Source organism: Burkholderia pseudomultivorans (genome assembly GCF_001718415.1).
GTDB lineage: Bacteria > Pseudomonadota > Gammaproteobacteria > Burkholderiales > Burkholderiaceae > Burkholderia > Burkholderia pseudomultivorans_A.
In genome coordinates this window covers 2,283,095-2,307,299 of the sequence record NZ_CP013378.1, presented here as the reverse complement: position 1 = coordinate 2,307,299, position 24,205 = coordinate 2,283,095, and the positions used below count along the sequence as shown (strand labels likewise).

Genomic DNA, 24,205 nt, shown 5'->3' with positions numbered 1-24,205 from the left:
TTCTCTTCCCCGACCTCCATGACGACGTTGACCCTGATCGTCGCGCGCGCCCGCAACGGCATCATCGGCCGCGACAACCAGTTGCCCTGGAAACTTCCCGAAGATCTCGCGTTCTTCAAACGCACGACGATGGGCGCGCCGATCGTGATGGGCCGCAAGACCCACGAATCGATCGGGCGGCCGCTGCCGGGCCGCCGCAACATCGTCGTCACGCGCGATGCGTCGCGCCGCTTCGAGGGCTGCGACACCGTCACGTCGCTGGCCGATGCGCTGGCGCTCGCGGCACGCGACGGCGCCGCCGAGGCCTTTCTGATCGGCGGCGCGCAGCTCTATACGGAAGGCCTCGCGCTCGCGGACAAGCTGATCGTCACCGAGATCGACGCGGACTTCGACGGCGATGCCTCGTTCCCCGCGCCCGATCCCGCGCACTGGCGGGAAGTGTCGCGCGACGCGCACCAGGCCGCCGCGCCGAATACCTTCGGCTATGCGTTCGTCGTCTATACGCGCAAGCACGGCTGACGCGCTCGGCGCATAACGAAAAGCCCGACCGGCGCATGTGCGCCGGTCGGGCTTCTTTTTTCCGGAACCGATGCCGCGCCCGTCGTCGCGCGGGCCGACATCGCGCGCCGCTTACTGCCCGGCGATCGTCATCTGCTCGATCAGCACCGAGCCCGTTTCCTTCGTGCCGCGCACGATCGAATCCGCGCCGACCGCGACGATGTGCCGGAACATCTCCTGCAGCGTGCTGGCCACGGTGATCTCCTCGACCGGATACTGGATCACGCCGTTCTCGACCCAGAAGCCGGCCGCGCCGCGCGAATAGTCGCCCGTCACGTAGTTCACGCCCTGCCCCATCAGTTCGGTCAGCAGCAGGCCCGTGCCGAGCTTCTTCAGCATCGCGTCGAAGTCGTCGCCCGGCTGCGTGTTCGCGCTGCGCAGCGCGAGGTTGTGCGAGCCGCCGGCGTTGCCGGTCGTCTGCGTGCCGAGCTTGCGCGCGGAATAGGTCGACAGGAAGTAGCCTTCGACCACGCCGTCCTTGACGACGCTGCGCGCACGCGTGCGCACGCCTTCCTCGTCGAACGGCGCGCTGCCCATCGCGCGCGGCACGTGCGGATCCTCGACGATCTGGACGTGCGGTGCGAACACCGGCTTGCCGAGGCTGTCGACGAGGAACGACGTCTTGCGGTACAGCGCGCCGCCGCTGACTGCCTGCACGAATGCGCCGAGCAGGCCGGCCGCGAGCGGCGCCTCGAACAGCACCGGCACCTTGCGCGTGTCGAGGCGGCGCGCGCCCATCCGCGCGAGCGCGCGTTCGGCGGCATAGCGGCCGACCGCCTCGGGCGCCGCGAGATCGAGCGCGTTGCGCTTCGACGAATACCAGTCGTCGCGCTGCATGTGGCGGCCGCTGCCCGCGATCGGCGCGCACGCGACATAGTGGCGCGAATACGGATAGCCGGCCAGGAAGCCGCGCGAGGTCGCGAGCACGAACTGCGAGTGCTGCGCCGACACGCTTGCGCCTTCCGAGTTGCGGATCTGCGGGCTGACCGCGAATGCCGCGTCTTCCGCGCGGCGCGCGATCTCGACGGCCTCGTCGGCCGTCAGCGCCCACGGATGATAGAGATCGAGGTCGCGCGGATCGGTTTCGAGCAGCTCGGCCTCGGCGAGGCCGGCCGCGTCGTCCTCGGCCGTGAAGCGCGCGATGTTGTAGGCGGCGGCGACGGTGTCCTTGATCGCGGCCGGCGAGAAGTCCGACGTGCTCGCGTTGCCGCGCTTCTTGCCGATGAACACGGTCACGCCGACCATCTTGTCGCGGTTGTGCTCGATCGTCTCGACCTCGCCGCGGCGCACCGACACCGACAGGCCGTCGCCCTCGGAGATTTCGGTCGCGGCGTCCGTCGCGCCGAGGGCCTTCGCATGGCGAAGGATGTCCGAGGCGATTTCCTTGAGCTGGTCCTGCGTGTGCGGGAAATAGCGCGCTTGTACGTCGAGATTGGCTGCCATCGTCGTGATATCCGGTGGCGGGCGTGCTGCCCGCGTGTTCAAAATGTTGCGTATCCCGCGATCATAGCAAGGTCCGGGGCCGCGTACAGACAAGCTGGGGGGTCCCGGCCGCGATACAATGCCGCCCATGAACCGCAAAACCCGAATCCAGCCGATCGAGCATGCCGACGACGACGTCGACAACGGCTACGATCGCCCCAGCAAATCCCAGCTCAAGCGCGAGATGCACGCGCTGCAGGAACTTGGTCAGGCGCTCGTCGACCTGCCGAAAGACGCGCTCAAGCGCATGCCGATGCCCGAAGATCTCGCGGACGCCGTTCGCGAGGCGCGCCGCATCACCGATCACGAAGGCAAGCGACGCCAGCTCCAGTATGTCGGCCGCGTGATGCGCTCGCTGAGCGACGACGAGACGGCCGCGCTGCGCACGGCGCTCGACGCGCAGCGCGGCGTGAACAAGGCCGCGACGGCCCGTCTGCACTGGATCGAGCGCACGCGCGAGCAACTGCTCGCAAATGACGACGCGCTGACCGAATTCATCCGCCAGCACCCGGACGCCGACGTGCAGGAAGGCCGCACGCTGATTCGCAACGCGCGCAAGGAAGCGCAGCAAGGCCGGCCGCCGCGCTATTTCCGCGAGCTGTTCCAGTGGATCAAGACCGCGAGCGGCGCACCCGATACGGAAGACGAAGCATCCGACGATGCCGGAGACGACGATGACGACGAAGCGTAACCACCCGGACGAGCTCGTCGTCGGTCTCGTGTCGATCAGCGACCGCGCGAGCACCGGCGTCTACGAGGACAAGGGCATCCCGGCGCTGCAGGAATGGCTGGCGGGCGCGCTCACCTCGCCGTGGCGCGCCGAGACGCGGCTGATCCAGGACGATGCGCCGACGATCTCGGCCACGCTCGCCGAGCTGGTCGACGTCGCCGGTTGCGACCTCGTGCTGACGACGGGCGGCACCGGCCCCGCGCGCCGCGACGTGACGCCCGAGGCGACGCTCGCGGTCGCGACGAAGGAAATGCCGGGATTCGGCGAGCAGATGCGGCAGATCAGCCTGAATTTCGTGCCGACCGCGATCCTGTCGCGGCAGGTCGCGGTGATCCGCGAGACGGCCGACCACGCGGCGCTGATCATCAACCTGCCGGGCCAGCCGAAGTCGATCCGGGAAACGCTCGAAGGGCTGCGCGATGCCGACGGCAAGTCGACCGTGCCCGGCATCTTCGCCGCGGTGCCCTACTGCATCGACCTGATCGGCGGCCCTTATATCGAGACGAACGCCGCGGTGGTCGCGGCGTTCCGGCCGAAAAGCGCGCAGCGCGCGCCGCGCTGAACGCGTGCCGGCCCGCTCAGGCGGCCGGCGCCGATTCGCCCGCCGACGCGGGCGTCGAAGCGGCCGGAATCAGGAAATGCTCGCGGTAGTACTTCAGCTCGTCGATCGACTCGTGGATGTCCGCGAGCGCGGTGTGCATCGCGCGCTTCTGGAAGCCCTTGTAGATTGCCGGCTGCCAGCGCCGGCACAGCTCCTTGAGCGTACTGACGTCGAGGTTGCGGTAGTGGAAGAAACGCTCGAGCTCCGGCATCCAGCGCGCCATGAAGCGGCGGTCCTGGCAGATCGAGTTGCCGCACATCGGCGACTTGCCGGGCGACACGTACTGCATGAGGAACGCCTGGAGCTGCGCGGCGGCTTCCGCCTCTGTCACGGTCGACGCGCGCACGCGGTCGATCAGGCCCGAGCGGCCGTGCGTCGACTTGTTCCAGTCGTCCATCTTCGCGAGCGTCGCGTCGCTCTGGTGGATCGCGAACACCGGACCTTCGACGGCGATGTCGAGCGTCGAGTTGGTCACGACGACCGCGATCTCGATGATGCGGTCGTTATCCGGGTCGAGGCCCGTCATCTCCATGTCGAGCCAGACGAGGTTCAGCTCGTTGCGCACGAGCGCGGGCTGGCTGGTGGAAGCGGCGGTATCGGTCATGAGTCATCCTGGAAAATGGCGGACGGCGCGCGGCGCCGCCCCGGCGGCCGGCATCGCATCAGCGGGCCCGGTCCGCAAGAACATATAATTCTCGCATAGAACCCTTTGGCGCCCTCGATGTCACCCTTTTCGTTCACCCTGCTGTTCGCGCTCGCCGTGCTCGCGATGGTCGTCACCAAGCTGTGGCTGGCCTCCCGGCAGATCCGCTTCGTCGCCGCGCACCGCAACAGCGTGCCCGCGCAGTTCAGCGCGACCATCCCCCTCACCGCGCACCAGCGCGCGGCCGACTATACGGTCGAGCGCACGCGGCTGGCGATGCTCGAGATCGTCGTCAGCGCGGCCGTGCTGGTCGGCCTGACGCTGCTCGGCGGCGTCGGCGCGCTCGACGGGCTGCTGACCGGCTGGCTCGGCCGCGGCTACGGGCAGCAGGTCGCGCTCGTCGCCGCCGTGCTCGTGATCATGAGCGCGATCGACGTGCCGTTCGAGTACTACCGCCAGTTCGGGATCGAGCAGCGCTTCGGTTTCAACCGGATGTCGAAGCGGCTGTTCTTCACCGACATGCTGAAGAACACGCTGCTCGGCGCCGCGCTCGGCCTGCCGCTGCTGTTCGTCGTGCTGTGGCTGATGAACCAGGCCGGCAGCCTGTGGTGGCTGTGGACCTGGATCGTCTGGGTCGCGTTCCAGATGCTCGTGCTGCTGATCTACCCGACCTTCATCGCACCGCTCTTCAACAAGTTCGAGCCGCTGAAGGACGACACGCTGCGCGCGCGCATCGAAGCGCTGATGAAGCGCTGCGGCTTCGCCGCGAAGGGACTGTTCGTGATGGACGGCAGCCGCCGCTCCGCGCACGGCAACGCGTATTTCACCGGCTTCGGCGCGTCGAAGCGGATCGTGTTCTTCGACACGCTGCTCGCCCGCCTGTCCGGCCAGGAAATCGAGGCCGTGCTCGCGCACGAACTCGGCCATTTCAAGCGCCGCCACGTGATGAAGCGGATGCTCGTGTCGTTCGTGCTGAGCCTCGCGCTGCTCGCGCTGCTCGGCTGGCTCGCGCAGCGCACGTGGTTCTACACGGGGCTCGGCGTCGTGCCGTCGCTCGACACGAGCAACGCCGGCGCCGCGCTGGTGCTGTTCTTCCTCGCGATCCCGGTGTTCCTGTTCTTCGCGACGCCGGTCGGCAGCCTGACCTCGCGCAAGCACGAATTCGAAGCCGACGCGTTTGCGGCCAGCCAGACCGACGCGCAGGATCTCGTCAGCGCGCTCGTGAAGCTGTACGAGGACAACGCGTCGACGCTGACGCCCGACCCCGTCTACACGGCCTTCTACTACTCGCATCCGCCTGCGTCGCAGCGGATCGACCGCCTGCTGCAGCACGCTGCATGAGCCGGCCGACCTCCCGCAAGCCGGCCCCGCGCGCATCGGGCGCGGAACGCGTCGAAGGCCGCGTGATCGCGGCGCACGGCCGCCACTACATCGTCGCCCCCGACGACGGCGGCCCGATGCTGCAGTGTTTTCCGCGCGGCAAGAAAAGCGACATCGCAGTCGGCGACCGCGTCGTCTACGAACGCACGTCGGCCGACCAGGGCGTGATCGTCGAGATCGGCGAGCGGCGCAACCTGCTGTATCGTTCCGACCAGTTCAAGTCGAAGCTGTTTGCGGCCAACCTCGACCAGCTGCTGATCGTGCTCGCGACCGAGCCCTATTTCAGCGAGGACCTGCTCGGCCGCGCGCTGATCGCCGCCGAGGCGAACGAGCTGAAACCGCTCGTCGTGCTCAACAAGATCGACGTCGCGGCCGCACTGCCGGTCGCGCGCGAGCGTCTCGCGCCGTACCGCGCGCTTGGCTACGACGTGCTCGAGCTGTCGGTGAAGGGCGCGCCCGACGACGCGCGCGCGCAGCTGATGCCGCATCTCGCCGGGCATTCGACGATCCTGCTCGGCCAGTCGGGGATGGGCAAGTCGACGCTGGTGAACCTGCTCGTGCCGGACGCCGAGGCCGCGACGCGCGAAATCTCGGCTGCGCTGAACAGCGGCCGCCACACGACGACCTTCACGCGCCTCTACCCGCTGCCGGGCAGCGACGGCGCGCTGATCGACTCGCCGGGGTTCCAGGAATTCGGCCTCTACCATCTGACCGAAGGCCGGCTCGAGCGCGCGTTTCCGGAATTCCGCCCGCTGCTCGCGCACTGCCGTTTCTATAATTGCCATCATCTGCACGAACCGGGCTGCGCGATCCTCGAAGCGGTCGCCGACGGCCGCATCGCGCCGTCGCGGCATGCGCTGTATGCGCAGCTGGTGCACGAGGCCAGCCAGATCGTGCGTTGACGGCGGGTTGAACCGGCGGGGTGCCGGCCGCGGCTGCCCCCCCGCCCCCTCTCCCGGCCATTACCGACAGGAGCCGCGATGCGCTTCAAGGCACCCGATCTTGCGACCGCGCAGCACTGGGCCAACGTGCTCGAGGCGGCCGGGATCGGCTGCGAGCTGCACAACCGCTATGCGACGGGCGCGCTCGGCGGCATTCCGGTCGATGCGTGCGCACCCGAGGTCTGGCTCGACGACGAACGCGACGATGCGCTCGCCCGCCGCCTGCTCGACGCCGCGTCGCACGGGCCGGCGGCCGGCGCCGCGCCGTGGCGCTGCCGACAGTGCGGCGAGGTCCTGGAAGCGCAGTTCACCGCGTGCTGGCATTGCGGCACGATCCGCGATCCGCGCGACGACTGATCCGCGAAAAACAAAATGGCCGGCATCGAGCCGGCCATTTTTGCGTCGCAGGTCAGCGCACCTGCGTCAGGACACCCATACGGCGAGCGTCAGCATCAGCAGCAGGATCATCCACAGAATCACCGCGCGCCACACGAGGCCGACCGCCGACTGCAGCGTGCGCGGCGTGCAATCGTCACCGACCGTCAGCGGACCGCTGTCGCCGACCGCCAGCGCATCGAGGCTCGACGGCTCCGCGAGCGGCCCCGCGAGACGCGCACCGAGCGCACCGCTGCCGGCGGCAAGCAGCACGCCGTCGTTCGGGTCGGGCCACTGGCGCGTATGGTTGCGCCACGCATAGATCGCATCCTCGAAGTTGCCGACGATCGCGAAGCCGAGCGCGGTCAGTCGCGACGGAATCCAGTCGATCACGAAGAACGCGCGCTGCGCGAACGTGGAAAACGCGGCGGTACGGTCTTCGCCGGGCACCGACCAGCTGCGCGCGAGATATTCGGAGATCCGGTACAGCACGGCGCCGGCCGGGCCGATCGGCAGCACGTACCAGAAGAACACGCCGAACACGTGGCGGTGCGACGCGACGACCGCATGGATCAGCGTGTGGCGGACGATCTCGCCGACCGGCATGTCGACGGTGTCCATGCCCGTCCACTCGTGCAGGATTTCGCGCGCGCGCGGCACGTCGTCGTTGTTGAGCGCGAGATGGATATCGGTGAAGTAGTGGCTGAACTGGCGGAAGCCGAGCGTGAAGTACACGACGACGACGTTCCACAGGAACGCGAGCACGAAGCTCACCTTGTACAGCAGGAAGTAGATCAGCGCGACGGCCAGCACCCACGGCAGCACGACCGCGAGCCACGCGAGGATGCCGTGTTTCTGCTTGCCGGCATCGAGGCCATGCGCGACGGTTTCCGCGTGAAACTGGAACAGCGCGAACACCGGATTGTTCGGCGACAGCGCGCGGACCTGTTCAATGATGAGGGCGAGGAGAACCGAAAAGAAAGTCATGCGTGGCGCCGTCTTCGGAGTTATGTCATTTTTTGCATAACGATAGCACAGCGTAAGCCCGGCATGGCTGCCGGCGCGGTCGCGGCGCGCCCGGCCGCACGCGCGGCTTGCCGCGGCGCGTCACCCGGCGGCCAAGAAGCGATACAGATTGCGCAACATGCCCGCAGTTGCGCCCCAGATGAAGTAATGACCGCCCGCTTCGCCGTTCGGATAAGGCATCGCAAAAAAACGACGCTCGCCGCCTTCCCAGCGAAACACGCGCACCTGATGGTTCGCGGGATTCATCAGGAACGCGAGCGGCACCTCGAAAATCTCGGCGACTTCGAACGTATCGGCCCGCACCGTGAACGGCGGGTGCACGAGACCGACCACCGGCGTCACGCAGAAGCCGGTGCCCGTTAGGTAGTCGGGCAGCGCGCCGAGGATCTCGACGCGCTCCTGCGCGAGGCCGATCTCTTCCTTCGCCTCGCGCAGCGCAGTGGCCGTCGCATCGCGATCATAGGGCTCGCGGCGACCGCCGGGGAAGCTGATTTGGCCTGCGTGGTCGTTCAGGTGATCGGCGCGCTGCGTCAGCAGCACGGTGAGGCCCGTGTCGCGCGCAACGAGCGGCACGAGCACCGCGGCGCTGCGCGGATCGACGCCTTCCTGCAGCCGCGCCTCGACGGGCTCGACGCTCCATTCGAGCGTGCGGGCAAAGCGCTCGCGCAGGCCGGACGGCGTCAGCAGCGGCGGCTGGATCGGCGGCAGGCCGGCACCGGTGCCTTCGACCGGCAGCACTTCGGGATCGATGATGGGGCGGCGATTCAATGGAGCTCTCTGATTCGTGTCGTATCGAGATATTGTCGCGCCAGAATGAAAAAAGCACCCGGATGGGTGCTTTTTCCTTACAGCTCTTACTCTTGGGAAGCTGCTGCGGTGCGATCCTTCGACACCAGCTTTTCCTTGATTCGAGCCGACTTGCCCGAACGCTCGCGCAGGTAGTACAGCTTCGCGCGACGCACGTCGCCGCGGCGCTTCACGACGATGCTCGCCAGCAGCGGCGAGTACGTCTGGAACGTACGCTCGACGCCTTCGCCCGACGAGATCTTGCGGACGATGAACGACGAGTTCAGACCACGGTTGCGCTTCGCGATCACGACGCCTTCGTAAGCCTGAACGCGCTTGCGGTTACCTTCAACCACGTTCACGTTCACGATCACCGTGTCGCCCGGGGCGAACTCGGGGATCGACTTGCCTGCGAGCGCGCGCTCGATTTCTTCCTGCTCAAGCTTTGCAATCAGATTCATCACTGACTCCTAAAACCATCTTGTCGGCGTTTGTGCCCGCCCGATTCCAGGCATGGCCCCGATAGAGGATGGGTTCACATCAGGCGCCGCACACGCATGCACGGCACCGCCATTTCCCGCCCGCGACGCCGCCTCAGGAGGCGTTCTTCGCTTCGCGTGCGAGGTTCGCAAGCCATGCCTCGTCGGCACGGCTCAGCAACTTCTCGCGGCGCGCCCGGACGATCAGGTCCGGCCGCTTCCGCCACGTATTCCTCAATGCTTCCTGGCGCCGCCACTTCTCGATCTCGGCATGATGCCCGCCGAGCAGCACGTCCGGCACGCGCACGCCCTCGTATTCCTCGGGACGCGTGTAGTGCGGACAATCGAGCAGGCCGTCGACGAAGCTGTCCTGCACGGCCGACTGCGCATCGTTCAGCACGCCCGGCAACAGGCGCACGACGGCATCCATCATCGCCATCGCCGGCAACTCGCCGCCCGACAGCACGAAATCGCCGAGGCTGATCTCCTCGTCGACGCAGCGATCGAGCAGGCGCTGATCGATCGCTTCGTAGCGGCCGCACAGCACGACGACGCCGGGTTCCTGCGCCATCCGGACCGCACGTTCATGCGTGAACGGCGCGCCCTGCGGCGACATCATCACGACGCGCGTGCTCGCGATGCCCTGCTCCGCCTGCGCCGCTTTCGCGGCGTCGATCGCGGCCTCGAGCGGCCTGGCCAGCATCACCATGCCCGGACCGCCGCCGTACGGACGATCGTCGACCGTGCGGTAGTTGTCCGTCGTGAAATCACGCGGGTTCCAGGTACGCAGCCCGAAGCGCTCCTGCTTGATGGCCCGGCTGGTGATGCCCCAGTCGGTCAGCGCGCGAAACATTTCGGGAAAGAGCGAGACGACATCGAACTGCACCGCGCGCTCCGTAGCCTGGTTCATTTCAGTAATCGGCTTCCCAGTCGACGACAATGCGACGCGCCGCCTGGTCCACCGTCTTCACGTATACGCCGACGAACGGAATCAGCCGCTCGGCCGTGACGGGCCGACCATCCTTGCCGACCGCCGGATACTCGACGCGCATGATCGAATGCGCGCTGTTGTCGATCATCCCGGCCACCTTGCCGAGCGCCACCGATTGCTCGTTGACGACCTCAAGGCCGATCAGGTCGACCCAGTAGAATTCGTCCGCGGCCAGTGCCGGGAAATCTTCCCGGCGCACGAACACGCGAAAGCCGCGCAAAGCCAGCGCGGCATCGCGGTCGCTGACGCCCGCGGTTTGCGCGACGACCGTGTCGCCGTGCGTCTTCGACTGCATGATGCGAGCGGAAAACCGCTGCGCACCCTTTTCCAGCCACCAGCGGCGCGCCTTGAGCAGCGCGTCGCCGCCGCGACCGGCGTCGGCGTGAGCCGCCACCTTGAGCCAGCCTTTCAGGCCGTAGGCGTCGACCACCGCCCCCACCTCGACGGCGTCGTCGGGGAGGGTTTGCACCGCTTCGAGACTGCCTTGCCCGGCAGCCGCACCGGCGCTCGCGGCATCGCCGCGCTCGACCGGCTTGCGGACGAATGCGCCGAACGACGCTCGCCCGCGCCTTGCGTTACCGGAATCGTGATCCGACATCAATACACCTCACAGCCGGCACGACCGGCACACCGCGCCATGTCAGGCAGCCGGCTGCGCCTTTTGCGCTTCCTTCACGAGACGCTGGACGGTCGGCGACAGTTGCGCGCCAACACCTTGCCAGTACGTCAGGCGATCCTGGGCGATACGCAGGGCTTCGCCCTTCGTCGCGACCGGGTTGTAGAAGCCGACGCGCTCGATGAAGCGGCCGTCACGACGGTTGCGCGAATCGGTAGCGACGATGTTGTAGAACGGGCGCTTCTTCGAGCCGCCGCGAGCCAGACGGATGATAACCATATGAAATCCTTCGGGAAAACCGGGTTCGAAACTACTGAAACACGCGATTATAGCTGGAAACTGGAGGTACAACAAACACTTACGCGCAAAAAATCCGCGGGCGACCTGCGGGCCGGGCATACAATCGTCGTGTTCGCGACCGTTTCCCGCCGCCATGCCGCTCCTTCGCGCCGCCCTCCCGCGCCGCGCGCAGCACCGCCTCGCGGGGCTGCTTGCCGGCCTTGCCTGCCTCGCATCCGCCACGTGCGCCGCCGCGCCGCTGCCGGTCGGCGAACTCGTCGTGCCGCCCGGCTTCCACGTGGACGTGCTGACCGATGCGGTGCCGAGCGCGCGCGAAATGGCCTGGTCGCCGCGCGGCATTCTGTATGTCGGCAGCCGCGAAGGACGCGTGCATGCATTCGTGATGCACGAGGGCCGGATCAGCGCCCACCACGTGATCGCATCCGGGCTCGACATGCCGGTCGGCGTCGCGTACCGCAACGGCGCGCTCTATCTATCCGCGGTGTCGCGCATCCTGCGCATCGACCACGTCGACGACCGCCTCGCCAACCCGCCCGCGCCGGCGGTCGTGACCGACGCGCTGCCGACCGAGCACCACCACGGCTGGAAATTCATTGCGTTCGGCCCGGACGGCAAGCTCTACGTGCCGACCGGCGCGCCGTGCAACGTCTGCCTCGCCGATCGGAGCCGCTACGCGATCATCGCACGCATGAACGCCGACGGCAGCGGACGCGAGGTGTTCGCGCGCGGTGTGCGCAATACGGTTGGCTTCGCATGGCACCCCGATTCGCGCGAGCTGTGGTTTACCGATAACGGTCGCGACATGATGGGCGACGACGTGCCCGACGACAAGCTCAACCGTGCGCCGCACGCGGGCCTTGATTTCGGCTTTCCGTATTGTCATGGCGGCGACACGCCCGACCCCGAATTCGGCAGCGCCGACGCGTGCCGCCGCTATGCGCCGCCCGTGCTGAAGCTCGGCGCACACGTCGCGGCGCTGGGGATGCGCTTCTATACGGGGCCGATGTTCCCTGCGTCGTACCGCAACAACGTGTTCATCGCCGAGCACGGCTCGTGGAACCGCAGCACGAAGGTCGGTTATCGCGTGGTGCGCGCGGTGGTGTCCGCGGACGGCAGCCACGCCCGGCAGACACCGTTCGTCACCGGCTGGCTGCGCGCCGACGGCACCGTATGGGGACGCCCCGCCGACGTGCTGCCGCTGCCGGACGGCTCGCTGCTCATCAGCGACGATTACGCCGGCGCCATCTACCGCGTCACCTATGCGGCACCTTGACGCAGGCCAGGGGTGACCGGGCCCGACCGGGCATCGTAGAATGCGTGCCGGGCCGCGCGCCCGCGCCGGCCCGCCGGCTGCCCATGCCAACGACAATACGCCGCCATCCATGTCCAGCAGCACCGCCCCTTCCCGCCGTTTCCGCTCCAAGACGCTCACCGCCGCCCTCGCGTTCCTGCTCGGCTCGCTCGGCGCGCACCGCTTCTATCTGTACGGCTTTCGGGACGTATACGGCTGGGCGCACCTGCTCGCGACGCTGGTCGGCATCCCCGGCTTCCTGCTGCTCGCGGCGACCCAGCGCAGCGCCGGCCTCGGCTGGTGGCTCGCGGTGCCCGGCGCGATCTCGCTGCTCGCCGCGTTCCTGGCCGCGCTCGTCTACGGGCTGCGCCCCGACGAGAAGTGGGATGCGCAGTTCAATGCCGACACCGGCAAGCACAGCCGCTCCGGCTGGACGGTGATCTTCATCGTCATCTTCTCGCTGCTGATCGGCGCATTCCTGCTGATGACCGCGCTCGCGCTGTCGTTCCAGACGTATTTCGAGTCGCAGGTCGAAGCGGCGAAGCAGCTTTCGCAATAAGCGCCGCGCCGCTCAGAACAGGCTCAGCTGCATGTCGTCGCGCGACTTCGCGACGGCCGCCCGGACGGGGCTACGCGGCGCTGCCGCGACACTCGCCGATGCGCCGCGAAACTGCGACAGATCGAGGATGCCGTGGCGGCGCTCGTTCAAGCCGAGCCGCTTGACCGCCTGGCGGAAGCGCTGCCTCAGCAGGTCGGCCCAGATCCCCTCGCCCTTCATCCGCTTCGAGAAATCCGAGTCGTAGTCCTTGCCGCCGCGCATGTCGCGCACGCGATTCATCACGCGCTCCGCGCGATCGGGGAAATGCGCGGCCAGCCAGTTCTTGAACAGCGGCGCGACCTCCCACGGCAGCCGCAGGATGATGTAGCTCGCATGCGTCGCGCCGGCTTCCGCACACGCCTCGAGCACGCGCTCCATATCGGGCTCGGTGACGAACGGAATCATCGGCGCGATGCTCACGCCGACCGGCACGCCCGCGTCGCGCAGCGCGCGGATCGTGCGCAGCCGCCGTGCCGGCGTCGCCGCGCGCGGCTCCAGCGTGCGGGCAAGATCGGCGTCGAGCGTCGTGATCGTGACGGCGGCCATCACCTGCCCGCGCTCGGCCATCGGCGCGATCAGGTCGAGATCGCGCTCGATCAGCGACGATTTCGTGATCGCCGCAAACGGCAGCCCGTGGTCGTGCATCACCTGGATCACGCCGCGCGTGATGCGCAGGTCGCGCTCGACCGGCTGGTACGCGTCGGTATTGACGCCCAGCGCGATCGGCTCCGGGACGTAGCGCTTGCGTGAAATCTCGCGCTCGAGCAGTTCGGCCGCGTTGATCTTCGCGTAGATCCGGCTTTCGAAATCGAGCCCCGGCGACAGGCCGAGATAGCTGTGCGTCGGCCGCGCGAAACAGTAGATGCAACCGTGCTCGCAGCCGCGATACGGATTGAGCGACACGCTGAACGGAATGTCCGGCGACTGGTTGTGCGTGAGTATGCTCTTCGCGCGCTCCTCGAACACCTGCGTGCGCAGCGGCGCGGGAAGGTCAGCATCGTCCGACTCGTGCGTCCAGCCGTCGTCGACGGCTTCGCGCAGCGCCGTCTCGTACCGTCCCTGCAGATTGTCGACCGCACCGCGCCCCTTGCGGGGCTCGGGCGGCGCTATCGGAAATTCGTTGTCGGACCGATCGTCCATATGCCCACCCGTTCGCCTGCGCCCAATACTGGATATTTATACAGTATTGGGCGCAGCATGCCAAGCACGGGATAAGGGGTCCGACGCGGGGCCCGGCGTACGCCGTCAGGCGCTCATTCGCCGACGGAGATCGTCAGCGTCTCCTTGATTTCCTCCATCACCACATAGCTCTTCGACTGCACGGCGCCGGGCAGCTGCAGCAGGATGTCGCCGAGCAGCTTCCGGTAGTCGGCCATCTCGCCGATGCGCGCCTTGATCAGATAGTCGAAATCGCCCGACACGAGATGGCATTCCAGCACCTCGTCGATCTTCATCACCTCGCGGCGGAACTGCTCGAACATGTTGCCGCCCTTGTGGCCAAGCGTGATCTCGACGAACACGAGCAGCGCCGCGCCGAGCTGGGCCGGATCGACGCGCGCGTGATAGCCGGTGATCACGCCGTCGCGCTCCATCCGCCGCACGCGCTCGATGCACGGCGTGACAGTCAGTCCGACCTGTTCCGCGAGGTCCTTCATCGCCATCCGGCCGTCGTTCTGGAGCAGCTTGAGGATGCGCCGGTCGAGCTTGTCGAGCGTGCGTACGGGCTGACGTTGCGTTCTCATTTGTTTCTGCTGAAAACCTAAAAAATACGATAACAAAACCTACACATTCGACAATACCATAGCGCAAAAAACTAGATCAGATAGAGGTTACACGGAGACGCAGGTGCGCCCGGCCTCGACCTGATTCCTTCCATCTGGAGCAGCTATGCGAGTCGTCATTCTGGGCAGCGGTGTGGTGGGCGTGGCGAGCGCGTATTACCTCGCACGCGCCGGTCATGAAGTCACGGTGATCGACCGGGAAGCCGGCCCGGCGCTCGAGACGAGCTTCGCGAACGCCGGCCAGATCTCGCCGGGTTATGCGGCGCCGTGGGCTGCGCCCGGCGTGCCGCTCAAGGCCGTCAAGTGGATGTTCGAAAAGCATGCGCCGCTCGCGATCCGCCTCGACGGCACGCGCTTCCAGCTCCAGTGGATGTGGCAGATGCTGCGCAACTGCACGGCCGAGCGCTATGCCGTGAACAAGGGCCGCATGGTCCGTCTCGCCGAATACAGCCGCGACTGCCTGCAGGCGCTGCGCGCCGACACCGGCATCCAGTACGAAGGCCGCACGGGCGGCACGCTGCAACTGTTCCGCACGCAGCAGCAGCTCGACGGCGCGGCGAAGGACATCGCCGTGCTGCAGGAAGCGAACGTGCCGTTCGAACTGCTGTCGCCGGCCGAGCTGAAGAACGCCGAACCGGCGCTCGCCGCCGTGTCGCACAAGCTGACGGGCGGCCTGCGCCTGCCGGGCGACGAAACGGGCGACTGCCAGCTGTTCACGACGCGCCTCGCCGCGCTCGCCGAATCGCTGGGCGTGAAATTCCGCTACAACACGCCGATCGACGCACTCGCAATCGCGGGCGGCAGGATCGCCGGCGTGCAGTGCGGCAGCGAGACGGTGCGCGCTGACGCGTACGTCGTCGCGCTCGGCTCGTACTCGACGAACTTCATCGCGAACCTGATGAAGATCCCCGTCTATCCGCTGAAGGGCTATTCGATCACCGCGCCGATCGTCGATGCGGCGGCCGCGCCGGTGTCGACCGTGCTCGACGAGACCTACAAGATCGCGATCACGCGCTTCGATCAGCGGATCCGCGTCGGCGGCATGGCGGAGATCGTCGGCTTCGACAAGACCCTGCGCGCGGCACGCCGCGAGACGCTCGAAATGTGCGTGAACGACCTGTTCCCGGGCGGCGGCGACACGTCGAAGGCGACGTTCTGGACGGGCCTGCGCCCGATGACGCCGGACGGCACGCCGATCGTCGGCCGCACGCCGGTGTCGAACCTGTTCCTGAACACCGGCCACGGCACGCTCGGCTGGACGATGTCGTGCGGTTCGGGCCAGCTGCTCGCGGATCTGATCTCGGGCAAGAAGCCGGCGATCCAGGCCGACGACCTGTCGGTGCACCGCTACCTGAAGGATGTCGCGGGCCAGACGCGTCCGGCCTACGCATAAGCCGCGACGGCCCGCATGCGGGCCGGTCGGTGCGACAAACCAGGCGCCCTCGCGGGCGCTTTTTCGTTTTTGCGGCCTGCCTGCTGCCGATCGGCGGCGGAACGAAGTTTTCATCGACGCGCGCCGCTGGCGCACTCGCGCGTGACGCGTCTCGTTCTTTTGTCTTCTGCCGATGCCGATGGCACAAAAAAAGGGGCGCTCGTCGCGCCCCTTGTTTCGTGTGCTTACCGCTGCAGCGTCAGGCCGCTCAGCCGAGTTCGCTCACGAGTTCCGGCACGAGCGTGAACAGATCGCCGACGAGGCCATAGTCGGCCACGCTAAAGATCGGTGCTTCGGGATCCTTGTTGATCGCGACGATCACCTTCGAATCCTTCATGCCGGCCAAATGCTGGATCGCACCCGAGATGCCGACCGCGATGTACAGCTGCGGTGCGACGATCTTGCCGGTCTGGCCTACCTGATAGTCGTTCGGCACGTAGCCCGCGTCCACTGCCGCGCGCGAAGCGCCGAGTGCGGCCGACAGCTTGTCCGCCAGCGGCTCCAGCACCTTCGTGTAGTTCTCGCCGCTGCCCAGACCGCGGCCGCCCGACACGATGATGCTCGCGCTGGTGAGTTCAGGACGGTCCAGCTTCGTCACCTCACGGCTCACGAACTGCGACTTGCCTGCGTCTGCCGCGGCTTCGATCTTCTCGACCGATGCGCTGCCGCCTTCGGCCGCGACCGGATCGAAACCCGTCGCACGCACCGTGATGACCTTGATCGGGTCGCTCGACTGCACCGTCGCGATCGCGTTGCCGGCGTAGATCGGGCGCTCGAACGTGTCGGCCGAATCGACCGCCGTAATGTCGGAGATCTGCGCGACGTCGAGCTTCGCGGCGATACGCGGCGCGATGTTTTTACCGTACGCGGTTGCCGGCGCGAGGATGTGCGAATAGTCCTTCGCGATGTTCAGCGCGGTTGCTTCGACGTTTTCCGCGAGGCCCGCTTCGAGCTGCGGCGCGTCGGCCAGCAGCACCTTCGCCACGCCGGCGATCTTCGCGGCCGCATCGGCTGCGCCCTGCGCGTTGTGACCCGCGACCAGCACGTGAATGTCGCCGCCGATCTTCTGCGCCGCCGCCACCGTGTTCAGCGTCGCGGCCTTGATCGACGCGTTGTCGTGTTCTGCAATTACCAGAATCGTCATTTCTATCCGCTCCCTTTACAGCACCTTGGCTTCGGTCTTCAGCTTCTCGACCAGCGTCTTCACGTCCGGCACCTTCACGCCGGCCGCGCGCTTCGGCGGCTCGGCCACCTTCAGCGTCTTCAGACGCGGCGCGACGTCCACGCCGAGGTCTTCGGGCTTCACCGTTTCCAGCGGCTTCTTCTTCGCCTTCATGATGTTCGGCAGCGTCACGTAGCGCGGCTCGTTCAGGCGCAGGTCGGTGGTGACGACTGCGGGCAGTTGAAGCGACAGCGTTTCCGCGCCGCCGTCGACTTCACGTGCCACCGTCGCCTTGCCGTCGGCGATCGTCACCTTCGAGGCGAACGTCGCCTGCGGCAGGCCTGCCAGCGCGGCGAGCATCTGGCCGGTCTGGTTCGAATCGTCGTCGATCGCCTGCTTGCCGAGGATCACGAGCTGCGGCTGCTCCTTGTCGACCAGCGCCTTCAGGATCTTCGCCACAGCCAGCGGCTCGACGCCGTCGTTCGACTCGACGAGGATCGCGCGATCCGCACCGATCGCCAGCGCCGTGCGCAGCGTTTCCTGCGCTTGCGCGACGCCAACCGACACGGCCACCACTTCGGTCGCGACGCCCGCTTCCTTCAGGCGCACCGCTTCTTCAACGGCGATTTCGTCGAACGGGTTCATCGACATCTTCACGTTCGCGATATCGACGCCCGTGTTGTCCGACTTCACGCGGACCTTCACGTTGTAATCGACCACTCTTTTCACTGGCACCAGGATTTTCATGCACACGCTCCAAAGTTACGAATACGACCAGAGGCCATTCTATAGCGAGGCCTCGTGACTGCGCGGCCCAGCGGACCAATCCTTCGCGGCTATCGAGGATAGCGCCTTTTTGCAGCGCGTCAGCAATAGCGAACGGTCGTTCTATTTTAAAAGAGAAAAAACCCGGACGCAAAGCCCGGGTTTTCGATCATCGACTCTAATCACCATCGGGCGTACCGGAGATTGCGGGTTACCAGGCAGCGATGACCGCGCCGCCGAATTTCCCGTCGATGAACTGCTTCACTTCCGGGGAATGATAGGCCGCCACGAGCTTCGCGACCCACGGCTTGGCGCGGTCGGCTTCGCGGATCGCGATGATGTTGGCGTACGGCCCGTTCGGACCCTCGATCGCGATCGCGTCCTGCTTCGGTTTCAACCCCGCTTCCATCGCGTAGTTCGTGTTGATCGCGGCCGCGTCGACGTCGCCGAGCGAGCGCGGGATTTGCGCCGCATCGAGTTCGACGATCTTCAGCTTGCGCGGATTGTCGACGATATCGATCGGCGTCGCCTTCAGCCCGGCATCCGCACGCAGCTTCAGCACGCCCTGTTTCTGCAGCAACAGCAGCGCGCGGCCGCCGTTGGTCGGATCGTTCGGAATCGCGACGCGCGCGCCGGGCTTCAGTTCGGCCAGCGATTTCACGCGCTTCGAATAAATGCCCATCGGGAACGTCACGGTCTCGGCGACCTTGATCAGCTTGTAGCCGCGATCCTTTACCTGCGCCTGCAGATACGGATCGTGCTGGTAGCTGTTCGCGTCGAGATCGCCGGACGCGAGCGCGGCGTTCGGCTGCACGTAGTCGGAGAATTCGACGATGCGGATGTCGAGCCCGCTCTTCGCGGCGACCTTCTTCACCGCTTCCATGATCTGCGCGTGCGGGCCGCCCGTCACGCCCACCTTGATGGTTTCGGCCTGCGCGGCGTGCGCACCCGCGAACAGCGCGGCCGCGCCAAGCACCGCCGCGAATTTCAGCATGAAGCGTCGTTGCATCGTCTCCCCCGACGAATGAAGGTCTTTTTACTTGTGGCTCAGCCGGCGAACCAGCCAGTCGCCGAACGACTGCACGATCTGCACGAACACGATCAGGATCGCGACCACCGTCCACATCACTTCCGGCAGATAGCGCTGGTAGCCGTAGCGGATCCCGAGATCGCCGAGGCCGCCGCCGCCGATCGCGCCCGCCATCGCCGAATAGCCGACCAGCGACACGAACGTGATCGTCAGCCCCGCGACGATGCCCGGCAGCGATTCGGGCAGCAGCACCTTGAAGACGATCTGCGAGGTCGTCGCGCCCATCGACTGCGCGGCTTCGATCAGCCCGCGATCGACTTCGCGCAGCGCCGTCTCGACGAGCCGCGCGATGAACGGCGCGGCCGCGAGCGTCAACGGCACGACCGCGGCGGCGGTGCCGATCGACGAGCCCGTGACGAGCCGCGTAAACGGAATCACCGCAACCAGCAGGATGATGAACGGCGTCGAGCGCACCGCGTTCACGATACCGCCGAGTACGCGATTGACGGCGAGGTTCTGCAGCACGCCCTGCCGGTCGGTCAGATAGAGCAGCACGCCGAGCGGCAGCCCGACGAGCGCGCCGACCGCCCCGGAGATGCCGACCATGATCAGCGTCTCCCAGAACGACTGCACGAACATATCGAACATCTCACTCAACATACGAAAGCTCCTCGACCACCACACCTTGCTCGCGCAGGAACGCGAGCGCCTGTCCGACCTTGCCCGGCTCGCCGCCGGCGAGCACCGCGAGCGAGCCGAACGCCTGCCCCTGGATCTCGTCGATCTGGCCGTGCAGGATATTGAAATCGAGTTCGTAGCGGCGAATCGTCTCCGACAGGATCGGCTGGTCGACGCCCGAGCCCGTAAACGCGAGCCGCAGCAGGTGGCCGCTGCCCGTCTTCAGCCGCTCGGCGACGCGCGCCTTCAGCGCGGGCGGCAGTTCCTGCGCGATCACGTCGCCGATCAGCGCGCGCGTCACTTCGTGGTGCGGCTGCAGGAACACGTCGATCACGCGGCCCTCTTCGACCACGCGTCCCGCGTCGAGCACCGCGACGCGGTCGCAGACCTGCTTGATCACTTCCATCTGGTGCGTGATCAGCACGATCGTCAGGCCCAGCTCGCGGTTGATGCGCTTCAGCAGGTCGAGGATCGAACGCGTCGTCTCGGGGTCGAGCGCGGACGTGGCTTCGTCCGACAGCAGCACCTTCGGCTGGCTCGCGAGCGCGCGCGCAATGCCGACGCGCTGCTTCTGCCCGCCGCTGATCTGCGCCGGGTAGCGGTCTTTCTGCGCGGACAGCCCGACGAGGTCGAGCAGCGGCAGCACCGCGGCCTCGATGTCCGCGCGGCTCGCGCCGGCCAGTTCGAGCGGCAGCGCGACGTTGTCGAACACGGTGCGCGACGACAGCAGGTTGAAGTGCTGGAAGATCATGCCGATCTCGCGGCGCGCTTCGCGCAGCGCACCGGCCGGCAGCAGCGTGAGGTCACGGCCACCGACCACGACATTGCCTTCGCTCGGCCGCGTGAGCAGGTTGATGGTGCGCACGAGCGTGCTCTTGCCGGCGCCGCTTCGGCCGATGATGCCGAACACCTCGCCCTGCGGGATCGTCAGGTTGACGTTGTGCAACGCGTCGACCCAGCCGTTCGGGCCAGGGAAGCGCTGCGACAGATTGCGTAATTCGATCATGTAAACAAAACGGCGGCCGGCTGGCGAGGCCCGCCAGTCGGCCACCGATGCATCTGGAATAGCCGCCGATTTTACCGCAAACGCCTCATTCCCCTTAATAATCGATTTCGATCTTTTCATAACCGGACGATATTAGAGGAGCGCCGCGGGCGCGCCGCCCGGGCCCACCGACTATGATCCGGAACACATGCACACCAACAGGGGACACGCCAGGATGACCGCCACGACTACACCGGCCGCCACGCCCGCCCACGCACCGACGATGCGGGCGCCGCACATGGGCCGGCTGCGCACCGCGGACGGGCTGGAACTGGCGTCGTACCGCTGGCCGGCCGGCGACGGCGCGAGCACGCCGCGCGCGACGGTCGCGCTGGTGCACGGCCTCGCCGAGCATGCGGGGCGCTATGCGGCGCTGGCGGCCCGGCTGAACGCGGCCGGCATCGCCGTGCTCGCCGTCGACCTGCGCGGGCACGGTCAGTCGCCCGGCAAGCGGGCCTGGGTCGAGCGCTTCGACGGCTATCTCGACGACGCCGACGCGCTCGTCGCCGAAGCGGCACGCGACAATACGCCGCTGTTCCTGATGGGGCACAGCATGGGCGGTGCGATCGCGGCGCTGTACGCGATCGAACGCGCGCCGGCCCGCGGCCACGCGTTCGCGGGCCTCGTGCTTTCGAGCCCCGCGCTCGCGCCGGGGCGCGACGTGCCGCGCTGGATGCTTGCGCTGAGCCGCTTCATCAGCCGCGTGTGGCCGACCTTCCCCGCGATCAGGATCGACGCGGCGCTGCTGTCGCGCGATCCGGCCGTCGTCGCGGCCAATCGCGCCGATCCGCTCGTGCATCACGGCGCGGTGCCCGCGCGCACCGGCGCGGAAATTCTCGACGCGATGGCGCGCATCGAGCGCGGCCGCGACACGCTGCGCGTGCCGGTGCTCGTCTATCACGGCACCGAGGACAAGCTGACCGAGCCCGACGGCAGCCGCGCGTTCGGCGCGGGTGTCGGTTCGCCAGACCGCACGCTGACGCTATACGAAGGCGGTTTCCACGAAACGATGAACGATCTCGAGCGCGACCGCGTGATCGATGCGCTGATCGCGTGGCTTCACGCGCACGCACCGGCCCACTGAGCTCGGGACGCTGAGCGGCGCGGCGGTCGCGGCCCGGTCAGATGCCGGCCAGCACGCGCAGGTGCGCGACGACGCTGCGCCCGAGCGCCGACAGGTTGTAGCCGCCTTCGAGGCAGCTCACGATGCGCCCCTGCGCATGACGGCGCGCGACGTCGACGATCTGCGCGGTCAGCCACTCGAAATCGGCCTCGACGAGACCGAGGTTGCCGATATCGTCCTCGCGATGCGCGTCGAAGCCGGCCGACACGAACAGCATCTGCGGCTTGAAAGCGTCGAGGCGCGGCAGCCAGAACATGTCGACCGCTTCGCGAATCGCCATGCCGTTGCTGCGCGCAGGCATCGGCAGATTGACCATGTTCGGCGCCTGGTGATCGGCGCCCGAGAACGGATACAGCGGATGCTGGAAGAAGCTGCACATCAGCACGCGCTCGTCGTTCGCGAATGCGGCCTCGGTGCCGTTGCCGTGATGCACGTCGAAATCGATGATCGCGACGCGCTCGAGGCCGTGCACGTCGAGCGCATGCCGCGCCGCAACCGCGACGTTGTTGAAGAAGCAGAAGCCCATCGCGCGCGCCGGTTCCGCATGATGGCCGGGCGGCCGCACGCTGCAGAACGCATTCGCGTAGCGACCTTCGATCACCGCATCGGTCGCCGCGACCGCCGCGCCGGCCGCGCGCAGCGCCGCGCGCCACGTGTCGCGGTTCATCAGCGTGTCGGGGTCGATCTCGACGTAGCCGTCGACGGGCGTCATGCCGCGCAGATAGTCGATGTGCGCCTGCGTATGCACGCGGCCGAGCGCGACCTCGCTCGCGAACGGCGCGGTCTCGTGCACGATCAGGTCGTCGATGCGGCTCGCGATCAGCTGGTCCTGGATCGCCGACAGCCGGGCCGGACACTCCGGATGCCATTCCCCCATCTCGTGCAGCATGCAGTCGGGGTGCGTATAGAAGGCGGTTGCCATAAGCTGTGTCATCCGCGACGCACGATGCGCCGCAGGTCTCCATCAATGATGTCCATCGTCTGCCGCGAATTCGCCGCTAACTTACCACATCGGACGCCCGCTTCGCCCCGAAGGGCCGGATGCGTCGGGTATACTGCGCCGAACCCAATCGCCCTGCCAGAGCGCTTCGACATGAATTTCAGCAAGCCTGCCGCCCTTTTCTCCGCGCTGCTCCGCGTTCGCGTTCCGCTTGCCGCCGTTGCCGCCGCCGTCGCCACGCTGGCCGCCGCGCCGGCGATTGCGCAGACGAAACCCGCCGGCACGCTCGTCGCGCAATCGCAGCCGCAGCAGCCGGTGCAGCAAGGCCAGACCTTCGAAGAGGAAATCGTCCCGCAGCGTTACGCGAGCAATCCGCAGGTCGACGCGTTCATCGACGAAATGGTGAGCCGCAACGGCTTCGATGCCGCGAGTCTGCATGCGCTGTTCGCGCGCGTCAGCTATTCGGCGACGGCCGTCAAGCTGGTGCGACCGGCACCGACGCCGTCGGTGAAGAACTGGCGCGTCTATCGCTCGCGCTTCATCGAGCCGATCCGCATCAACGCCGGCGTGAAATTCTGGAAGGCGAACCAGGCGACCCTGCAGCGTGCGTCCGAGGAATTCGGCGTGCCGCCCGAGGTGATCGTCGGCATCATCGGCGTCGAGACGATCTACGGCCGCTACATGGGCAACTTCCGCGTGCTCGACGCGCTGACGACGCTCACGTTCGACTATCCGGACACACCGAACCGCGACAGCCGCCAGGCGACGTTCCGCAAGAACCTCGAGGACTTCCTCGTGTGGACGCGCGACAACCAGCTCGACCCGACCAGCGTGCTCGGCTCGTACACGGGCGCGATCGGCATCCCGCAGTTCCTGCCGAGCAGCATCCGCGAATACGCGGTCGACTACGACGGCACGGGCCATGTCGATCTGCGCAGCAGTCCTGCCGATGCGATCGGCAGCGTCGCGAACTACCTGAAGCAGCACGGCTGGGAAACCGACCGCCCGGTGGTCTGGCAGATCACGCCCGACACGGGCAGCCTCGGCATCGCACAGGCCGCCGCCGACGGTCAGCCCGAGCCGCACTGGGCGCTGTCGCAGTTGCTGCGCGCCGGCATGACGCTGAACGAGCCGACGGTCAATATCACGACCGAAGCCGGTACGCCCGTCACCGTGGTCGACCTGCCGTCGCCGGGACGCGCGACGGAATACATGCTCGGCCTCAAGAATTTCTACGTGCTGACGCGCTACAACCGCAGCTTCTTCTATGCGCTCGCCGTGTACCAGCTCGGCGAAGCCGTGAAGGCGCAAATGGAAGCGAGCGGCGCGCTGAACCCGCCGGCCACCGACGCAACCATGCAGACCGCGCCGCAGTAAGCCGCCGCCTACGCGCCGCGCACCAGCAAAAAACGCCGCGAATGCGGCGTTTTTTATCGCTGGGCACCGGCCGAT

27 protein-coding genes are annotated in these 24,205 nt (G+C 67.2%); 11 read left to right on the top strand and 16 right to left on the bottom strand.

The annotated features are described in order from the left end of the window. Positions 1-18 precede the first annotated feature (18 nt). Positions 19-519, top strand: coding sequence for a dihydrofolate reductase (locus WS57_RS23010; RefSeq protein WP_009692262.1), 501 nt, complete (start codon positions 19-21; stop codon positions 517-519). A gap of 111 nt (positions 520-630) precedes the next feature. Here the strand turns inward: WS57_RS23010 and pmbA are convergent, their stop codons facing one another. Further along, positions 631-2,001, bottom strand: a complete 1,371-nt coding sequence (gene pmbA / locus WS57_RS23005) for a metalloprotease PmbA (RefSeq protein WP_040126922.1) — start codon at positions 1,999-2,001, stop codon at positions 631-633. Positions 2,002-2,128: 127 nt separating this feature from the next. Between pmbA and yjgA the strand changes: the two genes are divergently transcribed. Both yjgA and mog read left to right on the top strand, forming a co-directional pair. Continuing rightward, entirely contained in the window at positions 2,129-2,731 is a 603-nt protein-coding gene (yjgA, locus tag WS57_RS23000) for a ribosome biogenesis factor YjgA (protein ID WP_009691469.1), read from the top strand. Beyond that, a complete protein-coding gene (gene mog / locus WS57_RS22995; protein WP_009691468.1) occupies positions 2,715-3,332 on the top strand; it encodes a molybdopterin adenylyltransferase in 618 nt (205 codons plus the stop codon). The genes yjgA and mog overlap by 17 nt, the downstream gene beginning before the upstream one ends. Before the next feature lie 16 nt (positions 3,333-3,348). Here the strand turns inward: mog and orn are convergent, their stop codons facing one another. Continuing rightward, positions 3,349-3,975, bottom strand: coding sequence for an oligoribonuclease (gene orn / locus WS57_RS22990; RefSeq protein ID WP_009691467.1), 627 nt, complete (start codon positions 3,973-3,975; stop codon positions 3,349-3,351). Positions 3,976-4,092: 117 nt separating this feature from the next. Between orn and WS57_RS22985 the strand changes: the two genes are divergently transcribed. The 3 genes from WS57_RS22985 to WS57_RS22975 all read left to right on the top strand — a co-directional run bounded on the left by WS57_RS22985 (position 4,093) and on the right by WS57_RS22975 (position 6,692). Further along, positions 4,093-5,355, top strand: a complete 1,263-nt coding sequence (locus WS57_RS22985; RefSeq protein ID WP_040126919.1) for a M48 family metallopeptidase — start codon at positions 4,093-4,095, stop codon at positions 5,353-5,355. Then, the gene (rsgA, locus tag WS57_RS22980; protein WP_009691464.1) at positions 5,352-6,296 is read left to right on the top strand and encodes a ribosome small subunit-dependent GTPase A; all 945 of its coding nucleotides are present in this window, start codon (positions 5,352-5,354) and stop codon (positions 6,294-6,296) included. The genes WS57_RS22985 and rsgA overlap by 4 nt, the downstream gene beginning before the upstream one ends. Before the next feature lie 78 nt (positions 6,297-6,374). Further along, on the top strand, positions 6,375-6,692 hold the full coding sequence (locus WS57_RS22975) for a DUF2007 domain-containing protein (RefSeq protein WP_009691463.1): 318 nt from the start codon (positions 6,375-6,377) through the stop codon (positions 6,690-6,692). A 66-nt stretch (positions 6,693-6,758) separates the two neighbouring features. Here the strand turns inward: WS57_RS22975 and WS57_RS22970 are convergent, their stop codons facing one another. From WS57_RS22970 to rpsP, 6 genes are all read right to left on the bottom strand, one after another. Next, a complete protein-coding gene (locus WS57_RS22970; RefSeq protein WP_009691462.1) occupies positions 6,759-7,697 on the bottom strand; it encodes a CobD/CbiB family protein in 939 nt (312 codons plus the stop codon). A gap of 120 nt (positions 7,698-7,817) precedes the next feature. Then, positions 7,818-8,504, bottom strand: coding sequence for a CoA pyrophosphatase (locus WS57_RS22965; protein ID WP_069244891.1), 687 nt, complete (start codon positions 8,502-8,504; stop codon positions 7,818-7,820). 86 nt (positions 8,505-8,590) lie between these two features. Next, entirely contained in the window at positions 8,591-8,983 is a 393-nt protein-coding gene (gene rplS / locus WS57_RS22960; RefSeq protein ID WP_040126915.1) for a 50S ribosomal protein L19, read from the bottom strand. Between the two features lie 133 nt (positions 8,984-9,116). After that, positions 9,117-9,911 (bottom strand): tRNA (guanosine(37)-N1)-methyltransferase TrmD, encoded by a 795-nt coding sequence (gene trmD, locus WS57_RS22955; protein ID WP_040126914.1) that lies wholly within the window; start codon positions 9,909-9,911, stop codon positions 9,117-9,119. 1 nt (position 9,912) lies between these two features. Beyond that, positions 9,913-10,590, bottom strand: a complete 678-nt coding sequence (gene rimM / locus WS57_RS22950) for a ribosome maturation factor RimM (RefSeq protein ID WP_009691458.1) — start codon at positions 10,588-10,590, stop codon at positions 9,913-9,915. Between the two features lie 42 nt (positions 10,591-10,632). Beyond that, entirely contained in the window at positions 10,633-10,887 is a 255-nt protein-coding gene (gene rpsP / locus WS57_RS22945; protein WP_006400702.1) for a 30S ribosomal protein S16, read from the bottom strand. Between the two features lie 154 nt (positions 10,888-11,041). Here rpsP and WS57_RS22940 point away from each other — a divergent pair, with 154 nt between their 5' ends. Together WS57_RS22940 and WS57_RS22935 are read left to right on the top strand one after the other, a co-directional pair. After that, on the top strand, positions 11,042-12,181 hold the full coding sequence (locus WS57_RS22940; RefSeq protein ID WP_069244890.1) for a PQQ-dependent sugar dehydrogenase: 1,140 nt from the start codon (positions 11,042-11,044) through the stop codon (positions 12,179-12,181). A gap of 109 nt (positions 12,182-12,290) precedes the next feature. Continuing rightward, the gene (locus WS57_RS22935; protein ID WP_009691455.1) at positions 12,291-12,758 is read left to right on the top strand and encodes an NINE protein; all 468 of its coding nucleotides are present in this window, start codon (positions 12,291-12,293) and stop codon (positions 12,756-12,758) included. 12 nt (positions 12,759-12,770) lie between these two features. Here the strand turns inward: WS57_RS22935 and WS57_RS22930 are convergent, their stop codons facing one another. Both WS57_RS22930 and WS57_RS22925 read right to left on the bottom strand, forming a co-directional pair. After that, positions 12,771-13,937 carry a PA0069 family radical SAM protein gene (locus tag WS57_RS22930; protein ID WP_069244889.1) on the bottom strand — a complete coding sequence of 389 codons (1,167 nt, stop codon included), beginning with the start codon at positions 13,935-13,937 and terminating at the stop codon, positions 12,771-12,773. 113 nt (positions 13,938-14,050) lie between these two features. Beyond that, entirely contained in the window at positions 14,051-14,539 is a 489-nt protein-coding gene (locus WS57_RS22925; protein WP_009691452.1) for an Lrp/AsnC ligand binding domain-containing protein, read from the bottom strand. Between the two features lie 145 nt (positions 14,540-14,684). On the opposite strand from WS57_RS22925, the gene WS57_RS22920 reads away from it, so the two are divergent. Further along, positions 14,685-15,971 carry a D-amino acid dehydrogenase gene (locus WS57_RS22920; RefSeq protein ID WP_059515394.1) on the top strand — a complete coding sequence of 429 codons (1,287 nt, stop codon included), beginning with the start codon at positions 14,685-14,687 and terminating at the stop codon, positions 15,969-15,971. A gap of 247 nt (positions 15,972-16,218) precedes the next feature. Here WS57_RS22920 and WS57_RS22915 read toward each other — a convergent pair whose 3' ends face one another. From WS57_RS22915 to WS57_RS22895, 5 genes are all read right to left on the bottom strand, one after another. Further along, positions 16,219-17,154 carry an electron transfer flavoprotein subunit alpha/FixB family protein gene (locus WS57_RS22915; RefSeq protein ID WP_040126908.1) on the bottom strand — a complete coding sequence of 312 codons (936 nt, stop codon included), beginning with the start codon at positions 17,152-17,154 and terminating at the stop codon, positions 16,219-16,221. Between the two features lie 15 nt (positions 17,155-17,169). Continuing rightward, positions 17,170-17,919 (bottom strand): electron transfer flavoprotein subunit beta/FixA family protein, encoded by a 750-nt coding sequence (locus WS57_RS22910; protein ID WP_040126907.1) that lies wholly within the window; start codon positions 17,917-17,919, stop codon positions 17,170-17,172. Between the two features lie 229 nt (positions 17,920-18,148). After that, complete coding sequence (locus WS57_RS22905; protein ID WP_059600598.1) at positions 18,149-18,946, bottom strand: MetQ/NlpA family ABC transporter substrate-binding protein; 798 nt, start codon at positions 18,944-18,946, stop codon at positions 18,149-18,151. A gap of 27 nt (positions 18,947-18,973) precedes the next feature. Beyond that, positions 18,974-19,627: a methionine ABC transporter permease gene (locus WS57_RS22900; RefSeq protein ID WP_006414357.1), complete on the bottom strand. Its 654-nt coding sequence runs from the start codon at positions 19,625-19,627 to the stop codon at positions 18,974-18,976. Beyond that, on the bottom strand, positions 19,617-20,651 hold the full coding sequence (locus WS57_RS22895) for a methionine ABC transporter ATP-binding protein (RefSeq protein WP_040126905.1): 1,035 nt from the start codon (positions 20,649-20,651) through the stop codon (positions 19,617-19,619). The genes WS57_RS22900 and WS57_RS22895 overlap by 11 nt, the downstream gene beginning before the upstream one ends. Positions 20,652-20,865: 214 nt before the next feature. On the opposite strand from WS57_RS22895, the gene WS57_RS22890 reads away from it, so the two are divergent. Further along, positions 20,866-21,774 carry an alpha/beta hydrolase gene (locus WS57_RS22890; protein ID WP_059516746.1) on the top strand — a complete coding sequence of 303 codons (909 nt, stop codon included), beginning with the start codon at positions 20,866-20,868 and terminating at the stop codon, positions 21,772-21,774. A 37-nt stretch (positions 21,775-21,811) separates the two neighbouring features. Here the strand turns inward: WS57_RS22890 and WS57_RS22885 are convergent, their stop codons facing one another. Continuing rightward, positions 21,812-22,735 (bottom strand): histone deacetylase family protein, encoded by a 924-nt coding sequence (locus WS57_RS22885; protein ID WP_009688954.1) that lies wholly within the window; start codon positions 22,733-22,735, stop codon positions 21,812-21,814. Positions 22,736-22,780: 45 nt separating this feature from the next. On the opposite strand from WS57_RS22885, the gene mltB reads away from it, so the two are divergent. Further along, positions 22,781-24,130 carry a lytic murein transglycosylase B gene (mltB, locus tag WS57_RS22880; protein ID WP_081056803.1) on the top strand — a complete coding sequence of 450 codons (1,350 nt, stop codon included), beginning with the start codon at positions 22,781-22,783 and terminating at the stop codon, positions 24,128-24,130. Positions 24,131-24,205 lie beyond the last annotated feature (75 nt).

What these genes read in the sequence shown, in the direction of transcription:
- yjgA (WP_009691469.1), top strand. Translation starts at nt 2,129, where the DNA reads ATGAACCGCAAAACCCGAATCCAGCCGATCGAGCATGCCGACGACGAC.
- WS57_RS22970 (WP_009691462.1), bottom strand. Translation starts at nt 7,697, where the DNA reads ATGACTTTCTTTTCGGTTCTCCTCGCCCTCATCATTGAACAGGTCCGC.
- WS57_RS22910 (WP_040126907.1), bottom strand. Translation starts at nt 17,919, where the DNA reads ATGAAAATCCTGGTGCCAGTGAAAAGAGTGGTCGATTACAACGTGAAG.
- pmbA (WP_040126922.1), bottom strand. Translation starts at nt 2,001, where the DNA reads ATGGCAGCCAATCTCGACGTACAAGCGCGCTATTTCCCGCACACGCAG.
- WS57_RS23010 (WP_009692262.1), top strand. Translation starts at nt 19, where the DNA reads ATGACGACGTTGACCCTGATCGTCGCGCGCGCCCGCAACGGCATCATC.
- mog (WP_009691468.1), top strand. Translation starts at nt 2,715, where the DNA reads ATGACGACGAAGCGTAACCACCCGGACGAGCTCGTCGTCGGTCTCGTG.
- WS57_RS22885 (WP_009688954.1), bottom strand. Translation starts at nt 22,735, where the DNA reads ATGGCAACCGCCTTCTATACGCACCCCGACTGCATGCTGCACGAGATG.
- WS57_RS22940 (WP_069244890.1), top strand. Translation starts at nt 11,042, where the DNA reads ATGCCGCTCCTTCGCGCCGCCCTCCCGCGCCGCGCGCAGCACCGCCTC.
- WS57_RS22895 (WP_040126905.1), bottom strand. Translation starts at nt 20,651, where the DNA reads ATGATCGAATTACGCAATCTGTCGCAGCGCTTCCCTGGCCCGAACGGC.
- orn (WP_009691467.1), bottom strand. Translation starts at nt 3,975, where the DNA reads ATGACCGATACCGCCGCTTCCACCAGCCAGCCCGCGCTCGTGCGCAAC.
- WS57_RS22915 (WP_040126908.1), bottom strand. Translation starts at nt 17,154, where the DNA reads ATGACGATTCTGGTAATTGCAGAACACGACAACGCGTCGATCAAGGCC.
- trmD (WP_040126914.1), bottom strand. Translation starts at nt 9,911, where the DNA reads ATGAACCAGGCTACGGAGCGCGCGGTGCAGTTCGATGTCGTCTCGCTC.
- mltB (WP_081056803.1), top strand. Translation starts at nt 22,781, where the DNA reads ATGATGTCCATCGTCTGCCGCGAATTCGCCGCTAACTTACCACATCGG.
- WS57_RS22905 (WP_059600598.1), bottom strand. Translation starts at nt 18,946, where the DNA reads ATGCAACGACGCTTCATGCTGAAATTCGCGGCGGTGCTTGGCGCGGCC.
- rpsP (WP_006400702.1), bottom strand. Translation starts at nt 10,887, where the DNA reads ATGGTTATCATCCGTCTGGCTCGCGGCGGCTCGAAGAAGCGCCCGTTC.
- WS57_RS22900 (WP_006414357.1), bottom strand. Translation starts at nt 19,627, where the DNA reads ATGTTGAGTGAGATGTTCGATATGTTCGTGCAGTCGTTCTGGGAGACG.
- rimM (WP_009691458.1), bottom strand. Translation starts at nt 10,590, where the DNA reads ATGTCGGATCACGATTCCGGTAACGCAAGGCGCGGGCGAGCGTCGTTC.
- WS57_RS22930 (WP_069244889.1), bottom strand. Translation starts at nt 13,937, where the DNA reads ATGGACGATCGGTCCGACAACGAATTTCCGATAGCGCCGCCCGAGCCC.
- WS57_RS22890 (WP_059516746.1), top strand. Translation starts at nt 20,866, where the DNA reads ATGACCGCCACGACTACACCGGCCGCCACGCCCGCCCACGCACCGACG.
- rplS (WP_040126915.1), bottom strand. Translation starts at nt 8,983, where the DNA reads ATGAATCTGATTGCAAAGCTTGAGCAGGAAGAAATCGAGCGCGCGCTC.
- WS57_RS22985 (WP_040126919.1), top strand. Translation starts at nt 4,093, where the DNA reads ATGTCACCCTTTTCGTTCACCCTGCTGTTCGCGCTCGCCGTGCTCGCG.
- WS57_RS22925 (WP_009691452.1), bottom strand. Translation starts at nt 14,539, where the DNA reads ATGAGAACGCAACGTCAGCCCGTACGCACGCTCGACAAGCTCGACCGG.
- WS57_RS22920 (WP_059515394.1), top strand. Translation starts at nt 14,685, where the DNA reads ATGCGAGTCGTCATTCTGGGCAGCGGTGTGGTGGGCGTGGCGAGCGCG.
- rsgA (WP_009691464.1), top strand. Translation starts at nt 5,352, where the DNA reads ATGAGCCGGCCGACCTCCCGCAAGCCGGCCCCGCGCGCATCGGGCGCG.
- WS57_RS22935 (WP_009691455.1), top strand. Translation starts at nt 12,291, where the DNA reads ATGTCCAGCAGCACCGCCCCTTCCCGCCGTTTCCGCTCCAAGACGCTC.
- WS57_RS22975 (WP_009691463.1), top strand. Translation starts at nt 6,375, where the DNA reads ATGCGCTTCAAGGCACCCGATCTTGCGACCGCGCAGCACTGGGCCAAC.